Raw genomic sequence first — 18,168 nt, 5'->3', positions numbered from 1 at the left:
AACAGAGCATATAAGTTCAAATGTTCGTATTGCTATTTCAGTAGAGCATATTATTACTAAGGATATTTATATATGAGATTTATTCAGCTTTTGGATTTACAAAAAATGATACACCCATATATTTGAAATATATTGCTAAAACTTTTTTTAATCAAAATAGGAAAATAAAAAATTGAATCTATGTCTTATCCTATTACTGGAGATATAGCACAAATAAATATATTAACAAACCTATAGTTGAGTCTATACTAAACGTTTGTTTATAATATGCCTTAAAAATATTCATGAACCTAGGGCCATAACTCCAATGTCACACTAGATTTTATGGTAAAAGAGAAGGCAGGTTAGCAATAGTATTTCTCTATGATGCTATAGGAAAAAAAGTTCTATTCTGAGGTATGTAGATTCATAAAAGTTTAGATATTAGTTAAAGACTTAAGCGTATCTGCTTTGTCAATTTTTTCCCAACTAAATTCAGGAAGCTCACGTCCAAAATGACCATAGTTAGAAGTTTTTCTATAAATTGGATTTAGTAGATCTAGATTCTCAATAATCTTACCAACTCTAAGGTCAAAAACTTCTGTAACAAGCTTTTCAATAGTGCTATCTGCTATTTTACTTGTTCCAAAAGTATTTACCATTAGAGATACAGGTTTTGCTACACCAATAGCGTATGCAACTTGAACTTCACATTTGTCTGCTAAACCAGCTGCGACTATGTTTTTAGCTATGTACCTTCCCATATATGCACCAGAGCGGTCTACTTTTGATGGATCTTTACCTGAGAAAGCACCTCCACCGTGATGGGCAGCGCCACCATAAGTATCAACGATAATTTTTCTACCTGTTAGGCCACAGTCACCTTGAGGGCCACCGATTAGAAATACACCCGTTGGATTAATGTGATATTTTGTATTTTTTGTGAATAGATTAGAGGGTATAACCTCTTTGACAATTTCTTCGATTACAGCATCGTGAAGTTCTTTTTGAGATATTGATTCGTCATGTTGAGTTGATAAAACAATTGTATCAATAAACTTAGGTTTGTTGTTTTCATAAGCAAGTGTAACTTGAGCCTTTGCATCTGGTCTTAACCAACTAAGCTTACCTGATTTTCTAAGTTCTGCTTGTTTTCTCATTAGCAAATGAGAGTAATAAATAGCTGAAGGCATGAGTGTAGGGGTCTCATTAGTTGCAAAGCCAAACATTAGGCCTTGGTCACCAGCGCCAAGATCTTCTAAAGATCCACGATCTACACCTTGAGCAATATCACCAGATTGCTTGCCGATGGCATTGATAACAGAGCATGTTCTACCATCAATACCTTTGTTAGCATTATCATATCCTGTTTCTGTGATAACATTTCTAACTAACTCTTCAATATCTACCCATGCAAAAGTTGAAATCTCACCAGCAACTAGTGCCATACCTGTTTTGACAAGGGTTTCGCATGCTACTCGGGCATTTTTATCTTGTTTTAGAATTTCATCTAATATCGCGTCTGATATTTGATCGGCTAGTTTATCTGGATGTCCTTCAGATACTGACTCAGAAGTAAATAAATAATTTTTTGACATATTGATTATTCCCTTTTAGCTTATTATTTAATGTCGCAAGCAAGTTGTTTGTTAAATACAGCGACTTCGTGTATTATATATTTATGTTTATATCAAGTCAACTATTGACTTTTTAGTTAATAGACTTTAAAGTATTGCTATTAAATTTTTGCATAATTTTGCTAAGTTTATGGTTGCTAGGCTTAGCTAGTAAAATTAAATATTTGAAAAAATTAAAAATATAAAACCGGAGAATAATTAAATGGTAGTAATTCGTATGGCTCGTGGTGGAGCTAAAAAGCGTCCTTTTTATAGAATCGTAGTTGCTGATAAAAGAAGTCCAAGAGATGGTAAATTTATTGAAAGACTAGGTTTCTTTAATCCATTAGCAAAAGGTGGCGAAGAAAGATTGAAGCTTGATTTAGCTAAAGCTGAAGCATGGCTTGAAAAGGGTGCTCAACCTTCAGATAGAGTGGCTAGCTTAATTAAAGAAGCTAAAAAAGCTGCTTAATAAACTCTCACGATAAAATTTATCTTTTATGTCACAGGATTTTGTAGAAATAGCTAAAATTGGCTCTACTTATAAGCTTGATGGTGAGCTTAACCTATATCCTTTGGCAAATTCAATAGAAACTCTTCTAAGTTATGGTGATTGGTATATCCAGTTGCCAGCTAATGATATTTGGCAATTACTTAAAGATGAGAATGTCTTAAGAAGGGCTGGTAAGCTTTATATTAGGCTAGCTAATATTGACGACGCAGAAATAGCAAAAAAATATGTTAACGCTTTGATTGGAATACCTAAAGAAGCACTACCAGAGCTAAGTAATGGTGAAACATATTTTAAAGATCTCATAGGTTGTAGTGTTGTAAATACTAATAATGACTCATTTGGTGAGATTATAGATATCATTGAAACTGGTGCTAATGAGGTATTGGTTTGCAAAAAAGAATCTTCCGAATACCTAATTCCTTATGTTAATCAATATATAATAAATGAAGATCTTAGCTCTAAAAAAATAGTCGTTGATTGGCAATACGATTATTAAACCTTCACTCAAACTAAATGAGATCTCAAAAGATGATATACTCTTCTCAAGAGTAGATGATGATTTACAGATTAACTTCCAAGATCAACTATCATAAATAATTGTAGATGATTACTTTGAATCTCAGTATAATAATGATTCTCTTATTATAGATGCTAATGATGAATTTCAGATATTATTAGCAGCTAATGCAAATAAGATGGCTGAGATCATAAGCAGCAAATACATTAAGTGAAGATACTGATGGTGGTAGTGTAGATGGTAGTAACCAAATTACTACACAAGTAGATGCATCACAATTAGCTGACCTATGGATACCTAAGGATAAAACAGGTAGTTAGAATGAAATTTGGAATAATATCTATATTTCCAGAAATGTTTAGAGCAATAAATAATTTTGGGATTACAGCTAGGGCTGTAAAAGATGCGAAAGTATCTATGAATTGTTTTAACCCTCGTGATTATACAACAGATAGGCATGCCACAGTAGATGATACTAGTTTTGGTGGAGCTGCTGGTATGGTTATGAAATATGAGCCCTTGTCACAAGCAATTAAAGATGCAAAAAGTACTTTAGGTTGTGATACAAAAGTAGTATACTTGTCACCTCAAGGTGGTGTGTTTGATCATGGTAAGGCTTTAGAGCTTTTACAAAATGATTCATTAATACTGCTTTGTGGTAGATATGAAGGGGTTGATGAGCGCTTGATACAAGATCATGTTGATGAGGAAATCTCTGTAGGTGATTATGTCTTAAGTGGTGGTGAGCTCCCTGCTATGCTTGTTATGGATAGTCTGATTAGATTATTACCAGAGGTGTTGAGCAATAAAGACTCTGCTATTGAAGATTCTTTTTACGATGGTCTGTTGGACTACCCACATTATACAAAACCGGCTATTTTACTAGATGGTAATGCAGTACCTAGTGTCTTGTTATCTGGTAATCATAAGGAAATAGCAAAATGGAGACGTAAACAGAAGTTAATAAGAACTTATGAGCGTCGTAAAGATTTAATACAGTGCCTATGCCTATCTGAAGAAGATAAGCAAATTATAAATGATTATAAAAGAGATAAGGTAAGCACAAAAGGAGAATAATAATGAAAAATAAATTTGTTGAATTAGTAGAAAAATCACAAATCAGAACCGATCTTCCAGAATTTAATCCAGGTGATTCAATCACCGTTAACTTATGGATTAGAGAAGGTGATAAGCAAAGAGTCCAGGCTTTCAAAGGTTTTGTTCTTAGAAAAAGAAACAGAGGTCTTCACTCTGCTTTTACAGTAAGAAAGATGTCTTCAGGTATGGGTGTTGAGAGAACTTTCCAAACTCATTCTCCATTGATCGATAGCATCAAAGTAGAAAAGAAAGCAGATGTACGTAGAGCTAAGCTATACTACATGAGAGGTCTTACTGGTAAAGCTGCTAGAATTAAAGAAAAAGTATAATTATAGGAAGGTCAAAAAGTGTCTACAGTCGTTGATGCTTTTCTTGATAATCTTTGGCTTGAACACGGTTTGAGTCAAAATACGATTTCGTCGTATCGTACAGATCTTAAATTTCTTCAAAATTATTTTTCGAAAGTTGATTTAGTCAGCTTAGATTTTGAACAGTTGTATGCGTTTATTTCATATCGTTCTAAAAATGGCTATAGTAGTCGTTCTAATGCTAGAATGATATCTACTTTGCGTAAGTTTTACGCCTGGTTAGTTAGAACAGGCCATACTCAGAATAACCCTACGGCTAAGCTAATTATGCCAAAGTTAGCAAAGAGCTTACCCAAAGATATGACAGAGTCAGATATTGAAACACTATTACAAGCACCTGATTTGACTCAAGATATTGGTATTCGTGATAGAGCGATGCTTGAGCTAATGTATGCAACAGGGTTACGTGTTAGTGAATTAGTGGGACTAGATGTTGAAAGTGTTGATGTTAATATTGGAGTGATTCAAGTATTAGGTAAAGGTTCAAAGGAAAGAATTGTTCCTATGGGCGAATATGCGTTAGAATTTTTGCAAAAATATCTTACTGAATCCCGATCTAATTTAGCTAAAAGCTTCAAAGAAAAAGCTATCTTTATTAGTCAACACTCTAAAAGGATGACACGACAATCATTTTGGCATCGCATAAAAAATTATGCTCTTACTGCTGGCATAAGTACTGAGATATCTCCGCATACTTTAAGGCATGCTTTTGCAACTCATCTACTTAATCATGGCGCTGACTTACGGTCTGTACAGTTACTTCTTGGTCATAGTAGTGTTTCAACAACAACTATATATACGCATATATCACAAAATCGTTTACAAGAGATATATCAAAAGCACCACCCTCGCGGATAAAGTATATTTAATATCGGCTTAGCGATTTTAAGTCAGTGGTACTTCAATAAGAAATTACTGTGTATAAGTAGTTATATGATTTGATTTACATAATGAATATTATATTCTATAATTTTTCTTAGAAAATTAACAAAATGTTTTGTATGCTTTATGTTAATATTGAGGCTTAGTAAAGATTTAATGCTATGTTGAATCGATATTTTTGAGTAAAGTATAGGTAGAAGCTTTAGATGAGTTATTTAAAGTAAATCCAATTTATAAAAACTAGAAAATAGTAAGGGATAGTTTATGAAAAATAAAATAGCATCAATAATTCTTGCAACATCACTATTAGCTCCAGTGAGTATATTTGCAGCGACTACACTTACCGTTAAGAATGAAGTTAAAGGGACATCGATAGGTACAGTAAGTAGTGTTGATGGTAATTGCGCACTAAATAGTAATAATGGCCAAAGTGCTGTAGTGACTTGTGATACCAACTTCTTTTCAAATAACATAACATTTCCATTAAAAGATAATAGAGGTGATCATGTTGCATTTATTAGTGCTTCAAATCCTCTATTTGGATCTGCTAGACTAGATTTAAGAGATCCAAAGAACAATCAAGTTCTTTCTACTTGTTACTCTGATGGCGAGTGTAAAATAACTAAAGCTATCGATGCCCAACATACTTCGGGAGATTATTTGATAAGTAAGAAAATTGGCAGTAACAAGATTATATTAATAAAAAACATAGATCACTAGATAAAAAATATAAATAGCGTATAAAGACTATTTTTTTTAACTCATCTTGATTTGTTAAGTTGCTCAAAATACTTTAATAGACCTTAGAGAATAGGCTGAGTATTCTTAATGTTTTATTTACCTTAGAGATATTTATATAACAAAGGAACTATAAAGTTCACAGCCTCATTTTTTACTAATGTAACTGTTTCTTTACTTGCAAATTAATGCAACATAAAGTAATTATTGATATAATAAAGGATGTATTTTAATGTCTTTTCCCTAAAATATCAGGAGCAGAAAATGAATATCCGTAGTGTTGACTATTATGCAGATAATGCATCTGAAGAATTTACAAAATCTTTAAAAGAAACTGGCTTTGCAGTCCTTAAAACTCATCCGATTGATTGGAGTCTTATTCAAACAGTTTATAAAGAGTGGCAAAAATTTTTGAAATCAGGTGATGCTGATAAATATATTTTTGATGTTGAGAATCAAGATGGTTATTTTCCAAAAGATGTTTCTGAGGTTGCAAAAGGTGAAACTGTAAAAGATATTAAACATTTTTATCATTTATATTTCCCTAATGGTCGATATCCAACAGAAGTAAGTAGTGCTGCAAAAGAGATGTTTGAGAAAATGATGAAACTTGGAGAAACGCTGTTACAGTGGATAGATGATCACATGGATCCTAAAGTAGCAAATAAGTTACCACAAAGATTAAGAGATACTGCTTCTTACGAAAACACATTGCTTAGAATCTTGCATTATCCAGCAATGCAAGGGGATGAAGAGCCTGGAGCTGTTAGAGCTGCTGCACATGAGGATATTAATCTAATTACTTTATTACCTATTGCTTCTTCTCCAGGATTACAAGTTTTATCACCTGTGACTGATGAGTGGTTTGATGTGCCATGTGATAGTGAATCACTAGTTATAAATATTGGTGATATGCTTCAAGAAATGACACATGGCGAATATATTGCAACTAAGCATAGAGTTGTGAAGCCAGAAGGAGAAGTAGAAAACTTAGATAGAATCTCAACCCCTTGCTTTATCCATCCAAAATCAGAAGTCTATTTGTCAGATAAATATCCACAGGCTGGAATATTTTTAGATGAAAGGTTAAAAGAGTTAGGTCTAAAATAGATTATCTAAAATGACGAAACAAAATATTATTTCTTATTATGAAAGTGTTGCCCATGAAAATGAAGTAAGAAAGATTCTTGATGAGGCAAAAAAAGTAATTGACGCACAAGAAACTTTACAAAATCAAGCAATAGTATTAGATATTGATGAGACATCGCTAAATCATTATCTGTCACTAAAAGAAGCTGGCTTTCCTCAAGAAGAAAATCATAAAATTTGGGATGAATTAATTGCAAAAACGGATGCTAAACCAATAAGATCCACTTTAGATTTTTATCTATACTGTATTAATGGAATTAAAGTATTTTTTATTAGTGCAAGATTTGCAAGCTATTTAGATGCTACAAAACAAGCATTACAAGATGCTGGATATATTGGTTTTGAAGATGTTTTTGTTCTTCCTGAAGATATTTCACTATACTCTTCTGAGGATTTTAAAAAATTTAAGGCTGAAAGACGAGCATATATTGAGTCTTTAGGTTATAAGATACTTATTTCAATAGGAGATCAGTCTTCTGATTTAATAGGAGGTTATGCTTTAAATACTTTCCAACTGCCAAACTATCTATATGGTGAAAATTCTGTATTTTAATAAACAGATTTTGATTTGAAAATTAAAATAGCACAAATTATCATGATAACTATATTAATATTCTGATCAAATAGTAAAAATGCAAATAGTGGACCCCAAATAATATAAGTAATATTTAGTGACATTGCTAATGTAACATTAGAATGTTTAAAAGCTTGCATATATGATAAATCAGCAATATAACCGATAATTCCAATAGCAAGTATTAGAAGTAAGATGTAGATATTGACAGTATCTATTATTAACCATGTGAAAGGTAAAAATATAAAAATTGTTGAAATCTTGCGTAAGAAAAGTAGGGTATTAACCTCAACATTAGCATTAAGAACTAATTTATAGATAACACCTTCTAATCCCAAAAATATTGCAGATAAGATTGCAAATAATAGACCTGTTAAGCCATTGATCTACCCCGTCAATTTGGGACAGTTTACTACTTCATTTTCCATTATATATTCAAATTGATATGGAGTCATATAATTTATTGTAGAATGTCTCCTTTTTGTATTATAGTAAGCTTCAATATATTCAAATATTGATAGTTTAGCTTCTTCTCTAGTTTTATAGCTTTCATCATGTACTAACTCTACTTTTAAAGTTCCAAAGAAACTTTCACAAGCAGCATTATCGTAACAGCATCCTTTAGAGCTCATACTTGATAGTAGCCAGTGTTCTTTAATAATGTCTTGATATTGTTTGCTACAAGTACTGTGACCCTTTATCAGAGTGTATAATCACACCACTAGGAAAATTTCTTCTAAAGAATGCCATATTTAAAGCATTACAAACTAAATCCGCTTTCATCCTAGAATCCATTGCCCAACCAATAACTGATCTTGAGAATAAATCTATAATCACACAAAGATACAGCCACCCCTCTTGTGTAGGTACATAAGTTATATCTGTAACCCACCTATGATTTACAGATAAAGCAGTGAAGTTTTGTTCTAATAAATTATCAGAAACATGTTTGTTGTGGTTAGAATCTGTAGTTTTCTTATGCTTACGAGCCGCTTTAGCATGTAAACCAAGTAATTTCATACGTTTAGATACTCTAGGTTGAGTAACTTTCCAACCCATATCTTTAAGCTCTTTGTATATCCTAACACTTCCATATCTAGATTTATGTTCATTAAAATAGCATCATCTAGTTCAGCATTGCCTTTTACCTATAGGTTTATGAATCCATCTGTAATATGAAGATGTGCTCACATTCAAAGATTTACATAGTGTTGTTACTGGCATAACTTTATAATGCTCCTTAATAAAGGCGTACCTTACAGATTTTGCTTTGCAAAGTACGCTGTGCCTTTTTTAGTATTTTACGCTCTGTTTCTGCCTGTTTGAGTTTTTTCTTCAAATCAGTATTTTCAAAAGATAGTTGCTGGTACTGCGTTTTATAATCTATCTTTATTTCTTTCTGAGGGTTTGACATGGCTTTGGATATCCAACTGCAAATGGTTTTATATTTAACCCCTAAATTATCTGCTATTTCTCGTCTATTTGCATCTGGTTGTAAACATAATTTAACAGCTTCATCTTTAAACTCTTTTGTATATCTCATCTTGTCTCCTTTTCTTAACACCTAAGTGTCCCAAATAGGAGGGTATGATCAATTTCAAAATCATTATTAGTGATTCGAATAATAATAAATTATTTATGATGTGATGTATATCTTAGAGGGTAAATTCAGCCTATAGAATATTAGAAAAGCTATTAGAGTATTCTTAATTAATCTTGAGATTTTAAATTAGCCTTTAATTATTCGAACTAGAAAAGTAACAAACTATAAAAAATTAGTTTAAAATAAATATTAGGTAGAAAAAATATTTCTTTAAGTAATGATAGATAAAAGTGGGTATAGAGCAAATGTTGCTATAGTTTTACTTAATAGACAAAATAGGGTTTTTTGGGGGCAGAGAAAGAATAGGGCTTCGTGGCAATTTCCTCAAGGAGGTGTGTCTGTAGGAGAGACTCCTTTGCAAGCTATGTATCGTGAACTTCATGAAGAAGTCGGTTTGAGACCTCAGGATGTTGAAGTTCTAGCTTCAACTAGAGATTGGTATAGGTATGATATTCCAAGCACATTGCTTAGAAGTAAGGAGCCTGTATGTGTCGGCCAAAAGCAAAAATGGTTTTTATTAAGATTAAAAGGTTCAGAAAATAATATTGACCTAGAAGCAAATGACTCACCAGAATTTGATAATTGGCGTTGGGTTAGCTACTGGTATCCGATAAATCATGTAGTTTATTTTAAACAAGATGTATACCGAAAAGCTTTGACTTGTTTTAAGGAGTTTATTTAGTAGTTTGTCTATCTTCGACGAAAGCTTTTGCCCATAAATAACAGAATGATCCTATATATGCTGATAATACAACATCAGAAACATAATGATCTAGAACTATAACTCTACTTGCAGCAACAATGAGAGCTAAGATTACTGCAATTATAGTGATATATTTTTTTCAAAAAAGTTAGCTATGGCAAGTAAATCAGCAAATGATAAAGTAGTATGTCCAGATGGCATAGAGTTGTAAGCTTTCTTGAAAGAGAAAAAATGAAAACCATATTAGTTCTTAAATAAAAGCATTTCAAGTCTATATCTAGCAAGTAAAATTTTTAAAATACCAGCAATTAGAATAGCTAGTATTAAAGATAGCGACATTGTATATAATTTATTAGAGCTTTTGCTACGTAAGTACCTAATAACACATATGACAGTGACTATTAAAGTTATCACTGCTCAAACTTTTGATGATGCTATTTGCGATATTAAAGAAGCTAAAGTGCTTATTTTAGTACCAAAATAATCGCTTGAGTGGATTGCTGTAGTTACTTTAATATCTAAATAGTTATAGCTAAGTACTACAACTATTAAAGTAATAACCCCATATATAATAGTATTTTTAGCAAGTTTAGAGTCTAGACATATAATACCCCATGAAATTTTAACAACAATTTTGAGAATTTAGTTCCTAAAGTAGCTAAACTATAAATGAGCAATTTAGGATAAATGTAAATGAGTAATAAGAGAAAAATATATACCGTTGAATTTAAGACTAAAGTTGTCTTGGAAGTATTGGGGAAAGATCAAACAATCACACAGTTATCAGTAAAATATAATATTACGCCCAAAAACATAAATAATTGAAAAACAGCCTTTTTAGAAAATGCTGAGTTGGCAATGGATCCATCCAAATCAGTATCACAATATAAAAAAGACAATGCAAAGCTTCAAACCAAGATAGATCAGTATTCTAAGAAGGTTGGACAACTAACAATTGAGAAGGAATTTCTTGAGGGAAAGCTCGTAAGCTTGGGATTATCTGATAGAAAAGCGATGATTGATCCTAAGCATAAATTATCTGTTGTAAAACAAAGTTGCTTATTAGAAGTTTCTAGAGCTGGTTTATATTACAAGCCTGTGGTTAACGAACATAAAGAAGAAGTAAAAGCAAAAGCTTATACAGATACATGAGGAGATTCCCTGCTACGGCTATATAAAAGCTCATAAGCAATTAATAGAAGATGGGTTTAGCATCTGTGAGAACACAGTACAAAAGTATCGTAAAGAGTTAGGCATCAAAGCTATATTGGCGGTGAAAAAACCAAACTTAAACTTATCTGAACCTAACAAAGAGCATGCTATTTATAGTTACAAACTAAAAGGTTTAAGCATATTGAGACCTAATCAAGTTTGGTCTACAGATATTACATATATTAAGACTGATGCTGGCACAGTTTATATGGCAGCTATTATTGATTGGTACTCTAAGGCTGTACTAAGTTGGGAGATATCCAACACTATGGATAGTAGTTTAGTTATGAAAGTTTTAAATGAAGCTCTGTATAAATATGGAGTACCAGAAATATTTAACACTGATCAAGGTAGCCAGTACACATCTAACATTCATATCCAAACATTATTGGATAAAAAAATTACTATATCTATGGATGGTAAAGGTAGAGCAACTGATAACATTTGCATCGAAAGATTTTGGAGAAGTGCTAAATGTGAGAGATTTTATTTAAATCAATATCCTGGCATTGTTGAACTAAGAAACGATGTGGATGATTATATAGATTTTTATAATAATAGAAGATTTCATGAGTCTATCAATTATAAAAAACCTATGGAATTTTATTACGATAACTTATTGGAAAAACGGGCGGCTTAGATGGGAATTAAATAATTGAAAATATTGTTTAATTTATTGGGGTAGTATACTTGTTGCATCTTTATCTTTTCTAAGCTCATCTATTTCCTGCTTATACTCCTTAACAACAGAGCTTTTATCAAATGCTAAGCAAGCATTAGATAAAAATTGCTGCTTCCAATTATGCACGTTTTTAGGAAGTAAATCATACTTACTTGCTATCTCATTAACTGTCATATCGCCTTTTAGCAATTCTATAATTACTTTAGCTTTAAAATCAGTAGCTTTTTCTGGGGACATTATACATTGAACTGTATTTTGAGTCACCAATCAGAACATTAATATCTCCTGAATTCTCTTGATTAGATATGTATTTATGGAATTGATCTAAGCTTACACTAATACCAGAATCAGCAGCAGTCACTCGCTGCAAATTAACAGGTACCACCCATTGCCCCATCTCCTGCCTAAGTATACTAAATAAGAGTATGAATGACCTATGCCAACTTTACCCGTACCATTAGTCAATCCATAAACAAATCTTCTTCTATCCATGCTTTTTGAGTTAGGCTTTAAGATTGATGTTTCATCTAGAGCATAAAAATGTATGTTGGATGAATTGTTTAATTTTATTTCATTAATCAATTTTGTTCCCACTTTACCCAATATCGATGATTGTGATTCTATCTTTAGTATCTGAGATATGCTGCTATATTGTCGAGTAAAAAATGGGGATAAAGATAGCTCAACAGCAGTTTTAGCATTTGATGATGATAAAGCATCTATTAATTCAAATGTGGTATCAGCATAAGTTTCAAAGCTATCATATAACTCTTCTCTAAATGAATTTGTATAGGCAAAATTACCAAAAGGAAAGGACATATAATGATCTATTTCAAAATTATTTACATGGAGATTATTATAATTTATTCAATGCCCAGACATCAAAAGTCCCATTTATAAATATCTAAATTGATGACCTAGCCTTGACATCAATTTCCAAACTAGAATCCTTAGAGCCATGACTATACCTATAAGCGCCTGCAAGAGCAATCATAGCACCATTATCTGTGCAATATTTCATTGGTGGAAAAAATATTTGATAGCCATTATCTTTTGATAATTCCTCTAATCTTTGACGCAGTAACTTATTTGCGCTAACTCCACCAGAGATTACTAATCTTTTATTTTTTGTTTGTTTCAAAGCCTTATTACACTTTGATACCAAAACATCTATAGCTGCATCTTGAAAGGCGTAACAAAGATTTGCTTTATTTTCTTGAGACTGATCTTGTTCTGAATACCACGTATTTAATACTGCTGTTTTTAAACCACTAAAACTAAAATCAAGATTAGGTTTATTTTTCATTGGTCTTGGGAGTAAATATTTTTTCTTATCTGTTACTTTATCTGCTAAGTTAGCAACTTCAATTCCTCCTGGATAAGCCATACCCAAAAGCTTAGCTGTTTTATCAAACGCTTCTCCTGCAGCATCATCTATTGATTCTCCGAGTAAGTTATACTGCCCAAAACTTCTAACTTCAAATAATTGAGTATGGCCACCGGAAACTAACAATGCCACAAAAGGATATTTAATTTTGCTTTTCACATCTAAAAGAGGTGAAAGTAAGTGTCCTTCAAGATGATGGATTGCAACCATATCAATATCATGAATAAACCCTAAAGTTTTAGCAAATGTTGCACCAACCATAAGTGCGCCAATTAACCCTGGAGTAGCTGTATAAGCTATACAATCGATATCTGCAAAACCTAGACCTGACTCTTTAAATATTTGTTTCACCAAGATATTTAATTTTACAATATGCTCACGCGAAGCTAATTCTGGTACAACTCCACCATATCTTTTATGTAAATCTATTTGACTATATAATGCATCTGCAACTATTTTTCTAGAATCAAAATCATAAATAGCAAGACCTGTCTCATCACAGGAGCTTTCGATACCTAAAACAAGCATTACTTCTTAGAGCCACCGCTTGTTTTAGTTATTTGAATAAATTTCGTAATAAATGAACCTAATATAAGCCCCAAAACAAAAGCTATAGACATTAAAACAATCAGAGGCAATGTTGTAGTTCCAAAGATATAATCAAAACTCACTCTATCAGTATTCAATATAGATAGCATTACTATGAGGATTATAACTATTCCAAAAAATATCTGCCAGAAAAGTTTTGTTAACATACTAAACATTTACCATAAGTATTAATAAGTACAATATGGTTATATTATAATTTAAAATGCTTAAATAATAAAATTTTATTTTAGATAGAAAGTAATATAGAAAAAATTTAGAAATCTAGTGATTCAAGAGCATTTCTCAAAGATTCTTCAATATCTTCATTTATATCTTTTTCACTTTCTTGAGGTTTGATATTTTCAGGAGAAGTTTCTTCGACGTTGAAGGCTGCAGCAGCATCAGTAAATGCTATACCATCTTTAACACCTAGCTCCTCTCTTATTTTATCAATCTTCTTAGATTCTTTTCTTACTGCTAAACCTGTACCTGTTGGTATTAGTCGACCAATTAGAACGTTCTCTTTAAGACCTATTAGTTGATCTACTTGAGAATGTATCGAAGCTTCAGTAAGCACTCTTGTTGTCTCTTGGAAAGATGCCGCTGACAAGAATGATTCCGTAGATAAAGAAGATCTTGTTATACCCATAAGTACAGGCTCAAACTCAACTTCTTTCTTCTCTTGCTCACGCAAGCTATCATTCTTTTCCAATATTCTAACAAGTTCGACATTCTCATTCTTAACAAACTTACTATCACCTTCATTAGTTACAACAGCTTTTCTTAGCATTTGTCTAACAATTGTTTCAATATGCTTATCATTAATTACAACACCTTGCATACGATACACAGACTGAGCTTCAATCATTATATAATCAGCAAAAGCTTCTAAGCCCTTATATTGAAGTAGATCATGCGGATCAGTAGGTCCATCTGCTAAAATATCACCCTTGACAACATTTTCACCATCAAAGACAACTAAATGACGAGATTTAGGTAATAGAATTTCTTCAACAATATGACCATTCCTATCTAGAATTTCAATTCTTTGTTTTTCTTTAGTATCTCTATTACCGAGTCTAACCATACCATCACATGGAGAAAGTACAGCTGCTTCCTTAGGACGTCTTGCTTCAAATAGTTCAGCAACACGTGGAAGACCACCTGTAATATCTTTGTTCTTAGACCCTTCTAGAGGAATTTTAGCTACAACATCACCTACCTCTAACTGAGTATCATCAGAAACACTTAGTACTGCACCTACAGCTAGTGATACTGACTTAAGTTCACTACCTTCTTCATCAACAATTTTAACGACAGGCTTTAAGTTCTTAGATGTTGTTCTTTGAGATATAGAAGTTATCTCAATAGTTTGCTGACCTGTTAAATCATCATAAGTATGCTTAGATGTTATACCATCTATTACATCTTCAAGAACAACCTTACCAGCCACATCTGTAATTAATGGCTGAGCATGCGGATCCCAAGTAGCAATTATATCACCAATTTCTACTGCTTTGCTACTAGCTAGAGGAACATTTGCACCCATAGGGATCTTATGTTGCTCTCTAACTCTACCCATAGTATCAGAAACAATAATTTCACCAGCTCGAGAAATTACGATCTCTTGGCCTTCTTTATTAGTTACCGTTCTAATGTTCTTGAACTTGATCTTACCTGCTGTTTTAACTTTGATATCAGAAACAGTTACGCCTAGAGATGCCGCACCACCTGTATGGAACGTTCTCATTGTCAGCTGAGTACCTGGTTCACCAATTGATTGTGCTGCGATTACACCGACAGACTCACCTACGTTAACCTGTCTCTCACGAGCCAGATCTCTACCATAACATTTAGCACATAGACCTCTACGAGTTTTACATGTAATTGGAGATCTAAGCTTGATCATATCGATACCATTATCATCAAGTATCTCAATTAGATTTTCATCCAACAAAGTACCTTCTTCTAATAGAACAATACCTTTCTCAGTTACAACATCTGCAGCTAGTGTTCTACCAAGAGCTCTCTCTATTAGAGGAACCTTAACTTCTCCATCTTCAACAATAGCTGAGAACATTAAACCATCATCTGTACCACAGTCTTCTTCAATTACAACCAAATCTTGAGCAACATCAACTAATCTACGAGTCAAATAACCTGCGTTTGCTGTTTTAAGGGCTGTATCTGCTAAACCTTTACGAGCACCATGAGTAGATGTAAAGTACTGCAATACTGATAAACCTTCTCTAAAGTTTTCCGTAATCGCTGTTTCAATCATCGTACCATCTGGTTTTGCCATTAGACCACGCATACCAGCAAGCTGTCTCATCTGGTTATAAGAGCCCCTAGCACCAGATTTAGCCATCATATAAACTGAATTGAATGATTCTGTATCTTTTGTCTCACCATTTATAGTAATTGTATCCTTAGATATAACATCCATCATTGAAGCCCCAACCTCATCAGAAGTTTTACTCCAAATATTAATGATATTATTATATCTTTCATTATCTGTAATTAATGAAGACTGATATTGTTCTGTAATATGCTTAATTTCTTTTTCAGCTTCTTCCACTTTAGCTTCTTTATCATCAGGGATAGTCATATCATCAACACCTACAGAAATACCTGATAGAGTTGAATATTTAAAACCTGCATACATTAATTTATCAGCTAAAACTACAGTAGCTTTACCACCTAACACTCTAAATGCCTGGTTAATAATTTTAGAAATTTCTTTCTTAACTAAAACTTTATTCAGTAAAGAGAAGGATAAGCCTTCTGGTAATATATTAAGAAGCAGAGCTCTACCAACAGTAGTGTTTACAACTCCTTTCTCATTATAAGTATTACCTTTAGTATCAAAAACTTGTCTATCTACTCTTAACTTTATTTTAGCGTGAATATCAATAGTCCCTGAATTATAAGCTCTGCTTATATCTTCATAACTAGCAAATAGCTTACCTTCGCCTCTAGCACCATCTTTTTCTCTAGTGATATAATATAGACCTAATACAATATCCTGAGTAGGAGTAATAATTGGGTGTCCAGATGCTGGTGATAATATGTTATTTGTTGACATCATTAACACTCTAGACTCTAACTGAGACTCAACCGTTAAAGGTACATGAACAGCCATTTGATCACCATCAAAATCAGCGTTAAATGCTGCGCAAACCAAAGGGTGCAATTGTATTGCTTTACCTTCGATAAGCTTAGGTTCAAATGCTTGGATACCTAATCTATGAAGTGTTGGAGCACGGTTTAAAAGCACCGGATGCTCATTAATAACAATCTCTAAAATATCCCATACTGCAGCTTCTTCAAGCTCAACCATTCTCTTAGCTTGCTTAATTGTAGTAGCATGGCCACCTAGTCTTAGCTTTGAGTATACAAATGGCTTAAATAGCTCTAAGGCCATTTTTTTCGGAAGACCGCATTCATGTAATCTTAAAGATGGACCTACTGTAATTACAGAACGCCCAGAGTAGTCAACACGCTTACCAAGTAGATTTTGACGGAAACGGCCTTGTTTACCTTTAATCATATCTGCTAATGATTTAAGAGGTCTCTTGTTAGAGCCAGTAACAGCTCTACCACGCCTACCATTATCTAATAATGCATCAACAGACTCTTGAAGCATTCTTTTTTCATTTCTAACAATAATATCTGGAGCATTAAGATCTAATAATTTTTTAAGTCTATTATTTCTATTAATTACTCTACGGTATAAGTCATTAAGATCAGATGTTGCAAATCTACCACCTTCGATAGGTACAAGAGGTCTTAGGTCTGGTGGAAGAACTGGCAATACCGTCATTACCATCCACTCAGGCTTATTACCAGATGCTTGAAAAGTCTCAAGAAGTCTTAATCTCTTGATAGCTTTTTCTTTCTTAGCTGTAGATTTACTTTGTGCATACTCTTCTCGTAATGTTTCTATCTCAGATTCAATATCTGTATCTGACAATAGATTCCTAATAGCTTCAGCACCCATAGATGCCTCAAACTCATAACCATAATTCTCTAGAGCTTCAGCATACTCATCATCTGTAAGAAGTTGTTTTTTTTCTAGAGGTGTAATTCCAGGATCAGTAACAATATATGATTCAAAATATAGAACTTTCTCTACATTTTTAAGAGGCATATCTAAGAAAAGACCAATTCTTGAAGGAAGAGACTTTAGGTACCAAATATGTACAACAGGACAAACAAGATCAATGTGTCCCATTCTTTCTCTTCTTACTTTAGTTTGTTCAACCTCAACACCACAACGTTCACAAACCACGCCGCGATGTTTTAAACGCTTATACTTACCGCATAAACACTCATAGTCTTTAACCGGACCAAAAATCTTAGCACAAAACAAACCATCTCTTTCTGGCTTAAATGTTCTATAATTAATAGTTTCTGGTTTTTTAACTTCACCATGAGACCATGAACGAACAATTTCTGGAGATGCTAAAGATATTTTAATAATATCAAACTTTTTACTATTGTAATTTTGATGTAGGATACCGTTATTCACAGGTAACTCTCCTATACTTTTATTTTA

General features: G+C 32.8%; 22 protein-coding genes and 2 pseudogenes. 12 read left to right on the top strand and 12 right to left on the bottom strand.

Annotated elements, in window-relative coordinates; all coding sequences use genetic code 11:
- Positions 1-416: 416 nt before the first annotated feature.
- The gene (gene metK, locus CDV26_RS01430; protein ID WP_088771777.1) at positions 417-1,577 is read right to left on the bottom strand and encodes a methionine adenosyltransferase; all 1,161 of its coding nucleotides are present in this window, start codon (positions 1,575-1,577) and stop codon (positions 417-419) included.
- Positions 1,578-1,818: 241 nt separating this feature from the next.
- Here metK and rpsP point away from each other — a divergent pair, with 241 nt between their 5' ends.
- The 8 genes from rpsP (at position 1,819) to CDV26_RS01390 (ending at position 7,414) form a co-directional block, all read left to right on the top strand.
- A complete protein-coding gene (gene rpsP, locus CDV26_RS01425; protein WP_088771776.1) occupies positions 1,819-2,067 on the top strand; it encodes a 30S ribosomal protein S16 in 249 nt (82 codons plus the stop codon).
- 28 nt (positions 2,068-2,095) lie between these two features.
- Positions 2,096-2,605 carry a ribosome maturation factor RimM gene (rimM, locus tag CDV26_RS01420; protein WP_088771775.1) on the top strand — a complete coding sequence of 170 codons (510 nt, stop codon included), beginning with the start codon at positions 2,096-2,098 and terminating at the stop codon, positions 2,603-2,605.
- A gap of 342 nt (positions 2,606-2,947) precedes the next feature.
- Complete coding sequence (gene trmD, locus CDV26_RS01415; protein WP_088771774.1) at positions 2,948-3,703, top strand: tRNA (guanosine(37)-N1)-methyltransferase TrmD; 756 nt, start codon at positions 2,948-2,950, stop codon at positions 3,701-3,703.
- Positions 3,704-3,705: 2 nt separating this feature from the next.
- The gene (gene rplS / locus CDV26_RS01410) at positions 3,706-4,053 is read left to right on the top strand and encodes a 50S ribosomal protein L19 (RefSeq protein ID WP_088771773.1); all 348 of its coding nucleotides are present in this window, start codon (positions 3,706-3,708) and stop codon (positions 4,051-4,053) included.
- Between the two features lie 18 nt (positions 4,054-4,071).
- Positions 4,072-4,950 carry a site-specific tyrosine recombinase XerD gene (gene xerD / locus CDV26_RS01405; RefSeq protein ID WP_088771772.1) on the top strand — a complete coding sequence of 293 codons (879 nt, stop codon included), beginning with the start codon at positions 4,072-4,074 and terminating at the stop codon, positions 4,948-4,950.
- Between the two features lie 288 nt (positions 4,951-5,238).
- Entirely contained in the window at positions 5,239-5,694 is a 456-nt protein-coding gene (locus CDV26_RS01400) for a hypothetical protein (protein ID WP_088771771.1), read from the top strand.
- A 282-nt stretch (positions 5,695-5,976) separates the two neighbouring features.
- The gene (locus tag CDV26_RS01395; RefSeq protein ID WP_088771770.1) at positions 5,977-6,822 is read left to right on the top strand and encodes a 2OG-Fe(II) oxygenase family protein; all 846 of its coding nucleotides are present in this window, start codon (positions 5,977-5,979) and stop codon (positions 6,820-6,822) included.
- A gap of 10 nt (positions 6,823-6,832) precedes the next feature.
- Positions 6,833-7,414 (top strand): HAD family acid phosphatase, encoded by a 582-nt coding sequence (locus CDV26_RS01390; protein WP_088771769.1) that lies wholly within the window; start codon positions 6,833-6,835, stop codon positions 7,412-7,414.
- Here CDV26_RS01390 and CDV26_RS01385 read toward each other — a convergent pair.
- From CDV26_RS01385 to CDV26_RS01370, 4 genes and pseudogenes are all read right to left on the bottom strand, one after another.
- Positions 7,411-7,818, bottom strand: a pseudogene (locus tag CDV26_RS01385) (EamA family transporter); the annotation flags it as partial. The gene CDV26_RS01390 and the pseudogene CDV26_RS01385 sit on opposite strands and share 4 nt — an antisense overlap.
- Before the next feature lie 3 nt (positions 7,819-7,821).
- Complete coding sequence (locus CDV26_RS01380) at positions 7,822-8,067, bottom strand: IS3 family transposase (RefSeq protein ID WP_088771625.1); 246 nt, start codon at positions 8,065-8,067, stop codon at positions 7,822-7,824.
- 46 nt (positions 8,068-8,113) lie between these two features.
- A complete protein-coding gene (locus CDV26_RS01375) occupies positions 8,114-8,494 on the bottom strand; it encodes a DDE-type integrase/transposase/recombinase (RefSeq protein ID WP_088773421.1) in 381 nt (126 codons plus the stop codon).
- Between the two features lie 181 nt (positions 8,495-8,675).
- A complete protein-coding gene (locus CDV26_RS01370; protein WP_157671333.1) occupies positions 8,676-8,999 on the bottom strand; it encodes a transposase in 324 nt (107 codons plus the stop codon).
- 256 nt (positions 9,000-9,255) lie between these two features.
- On the opposite strand from CDV26_RS01370, the gene CDV26_RS01365 reads away from it, so the two are divergent.
- Positions 9,256-9,720 carry an RNA pyrophosphohydrolase gene (locus CDV26_RS01365; protein WP_088771767.1) on the top strand — a complete coding sequence of 155 codons (465 nt, stop codon included), beginning with the start codon at positions 9,256-9,258 and terminating at the stop codon, positions 9,718-9,720.
- Here CDV26_RS01365 and CDV26_RS13770 read toward each other — a convergent pair.
- Positions 9,713-10,350, bottom strand: a pseudogene (locus CDV26_RS13770) (phosphatase PAP2 family protein). The gene CDV26_RS01365 and the pseudogene CDV26_RS13770 overlap by 8 nt on opposite strands.
- Before the next feature lie 84 nt (positions 10,351-10,434).
- On the opposite strand from CDV26_RS13770, the gene CDV26_RS13450 reads away from it, so the two are divergent.
- Genes CDV26_RS13450 through CDV26_RS01350 form a run of 3 tightly spaced genes read left to right on the top strand, consistent with a single transcriptional unit; the run spans position 10,435 to position 11,593 of the window.
- The gene (locus tag CDV26_RS13450; RefSeq protein ID WP_169709695.1) at positions 10,435-10,566 is read left to right on the top strand and encodes a transposase; all 132 of its coding nucleotides are present in this window, start codon (positions 10,435-10,437) and stop codon (positions 10,564-10,566) included.
- A 33-nt stretch (positions 10,567-10,599) separates the two neighbouring features.
- On the top strand, positions 10,600-10,893 hold the full coding sequence (locus tag CDV26_RS01355) for a hypothetical protein (RefSeq protein ID WP_088771766.1): 294 nt from the start codon (positions 10,600-10,602) through the stop codon (positions 10,891-10,893).
- Positions 10,880-11,593 (top strand): IS3 family transposase, encoded by a 714-nt coding sequence (locus CDV26_RS01350; protein WP_088771765.1) that lies wholly within the window; start codon positions 10,880-10,882, stop codon positions 11,591-11,593. Before CDV26_RS01355 ends, CDV26_RS01350 begins: the two co-directional genes overlap by 14 nt.
- A 33-nt stretch (positions 11,594-11,626) precedes the next feature.
- Here CDV26_RS01350 and CDV26_RS01345 read toward each other — a convergent pair whose 3' ends face one another.
- The 6 genes from CDV26_RS01345 to rpoC form a co-directional block, all read right to left on the bottom strand.
- A complete protein-coding gene (locus CDV26_RS01345; protein WP_088771764.1) occupies positions 11,627-11,872 on the bottom strand; it encodes a transposase in 246 nt (81 codons plus the stop codon).
- Complete coding sequence (locus CDV26_RS11815; RefSeq protein ID WP_157671331.1) at positions 11,850-12,032, bottom strand: hypothetical protein; 183 nt, start codon at positions 12,030-12,032, stop codon at positions 11,850-11,852. Before CDV26_RS11815 ends, CDV26_RS01345 begins: the two co-directional genes overlap by 23 nt.
- Positions 11,993-12,454: a hypothetical protein gene (locus CDV26_RS01340; RefSeq protein ID WP_088771607.1), complete on the bottom strand. Its 462-nt coding sequence runs from the start codon at positions 12,452-12,454 to the stop codon at positions 11,993-11,995. Before CDV26_RS01340 ends, CDV26_RS11815 begins: the two co-directional genes overlap by 40 nt.
- Positions 12,455-12,539: 85 nt before the next feature.
- The gene (gene tsaD / locus CDV26_RS01335; protein WP_088771763.1) at positions 12,540-13,550 is read right to left on the bottom strand and encodes a tRNA (adenosine(37)-N6)-threonylcarbamoyltransferase complex transferase subunit TsaD; all 1,011 of its coding nucleotides are present in this window, start codon (positions 13,548-13,550) and stop codon (positions 12,540-12,542) included.
- Entirely contained in the window at positions 13,550-13,786 is a 237-nt protein-coding gene (locus CDV26_RS01330) for a lipopolysaccharide assembly protein LapA domain-containing protein (protein ID WP_088771762.1), read from the bottom strand. The genes tsaD and CDV26_RS01330 overlap by 1 nt, the downstream gene beginning before the upstream one ends.
- 98 nt (positions 13,787-13,884) lie before the next feature.
- Positions 13,885-18,141, bottom strand: a complete 4,257-nt coding sequence (gene rpoC, locus CDV26_RS01325; protein WP_088771761.1) for a DNA-directed RNA polymerase subunit beta' — start codon at positions 18,139-18,141, stop codon at positions 13,885-13,887.
- Between the last annotated feature and the right edge of the window lie 27 nt (positions 18,142-18,168).

The organism is Francisella halioticida, from assembly GCF_002211785.1.
GTDB lineage: Bacteria > Pseudomonadota > Gammaproteobacteria > Francisellales > Francisellaceae > Francisella > Francisella halioticida.
Note: the sequence above shows the minus strand (reverse complement) of the source record. Positions and strands in the feature narration are given on the sequence as shown.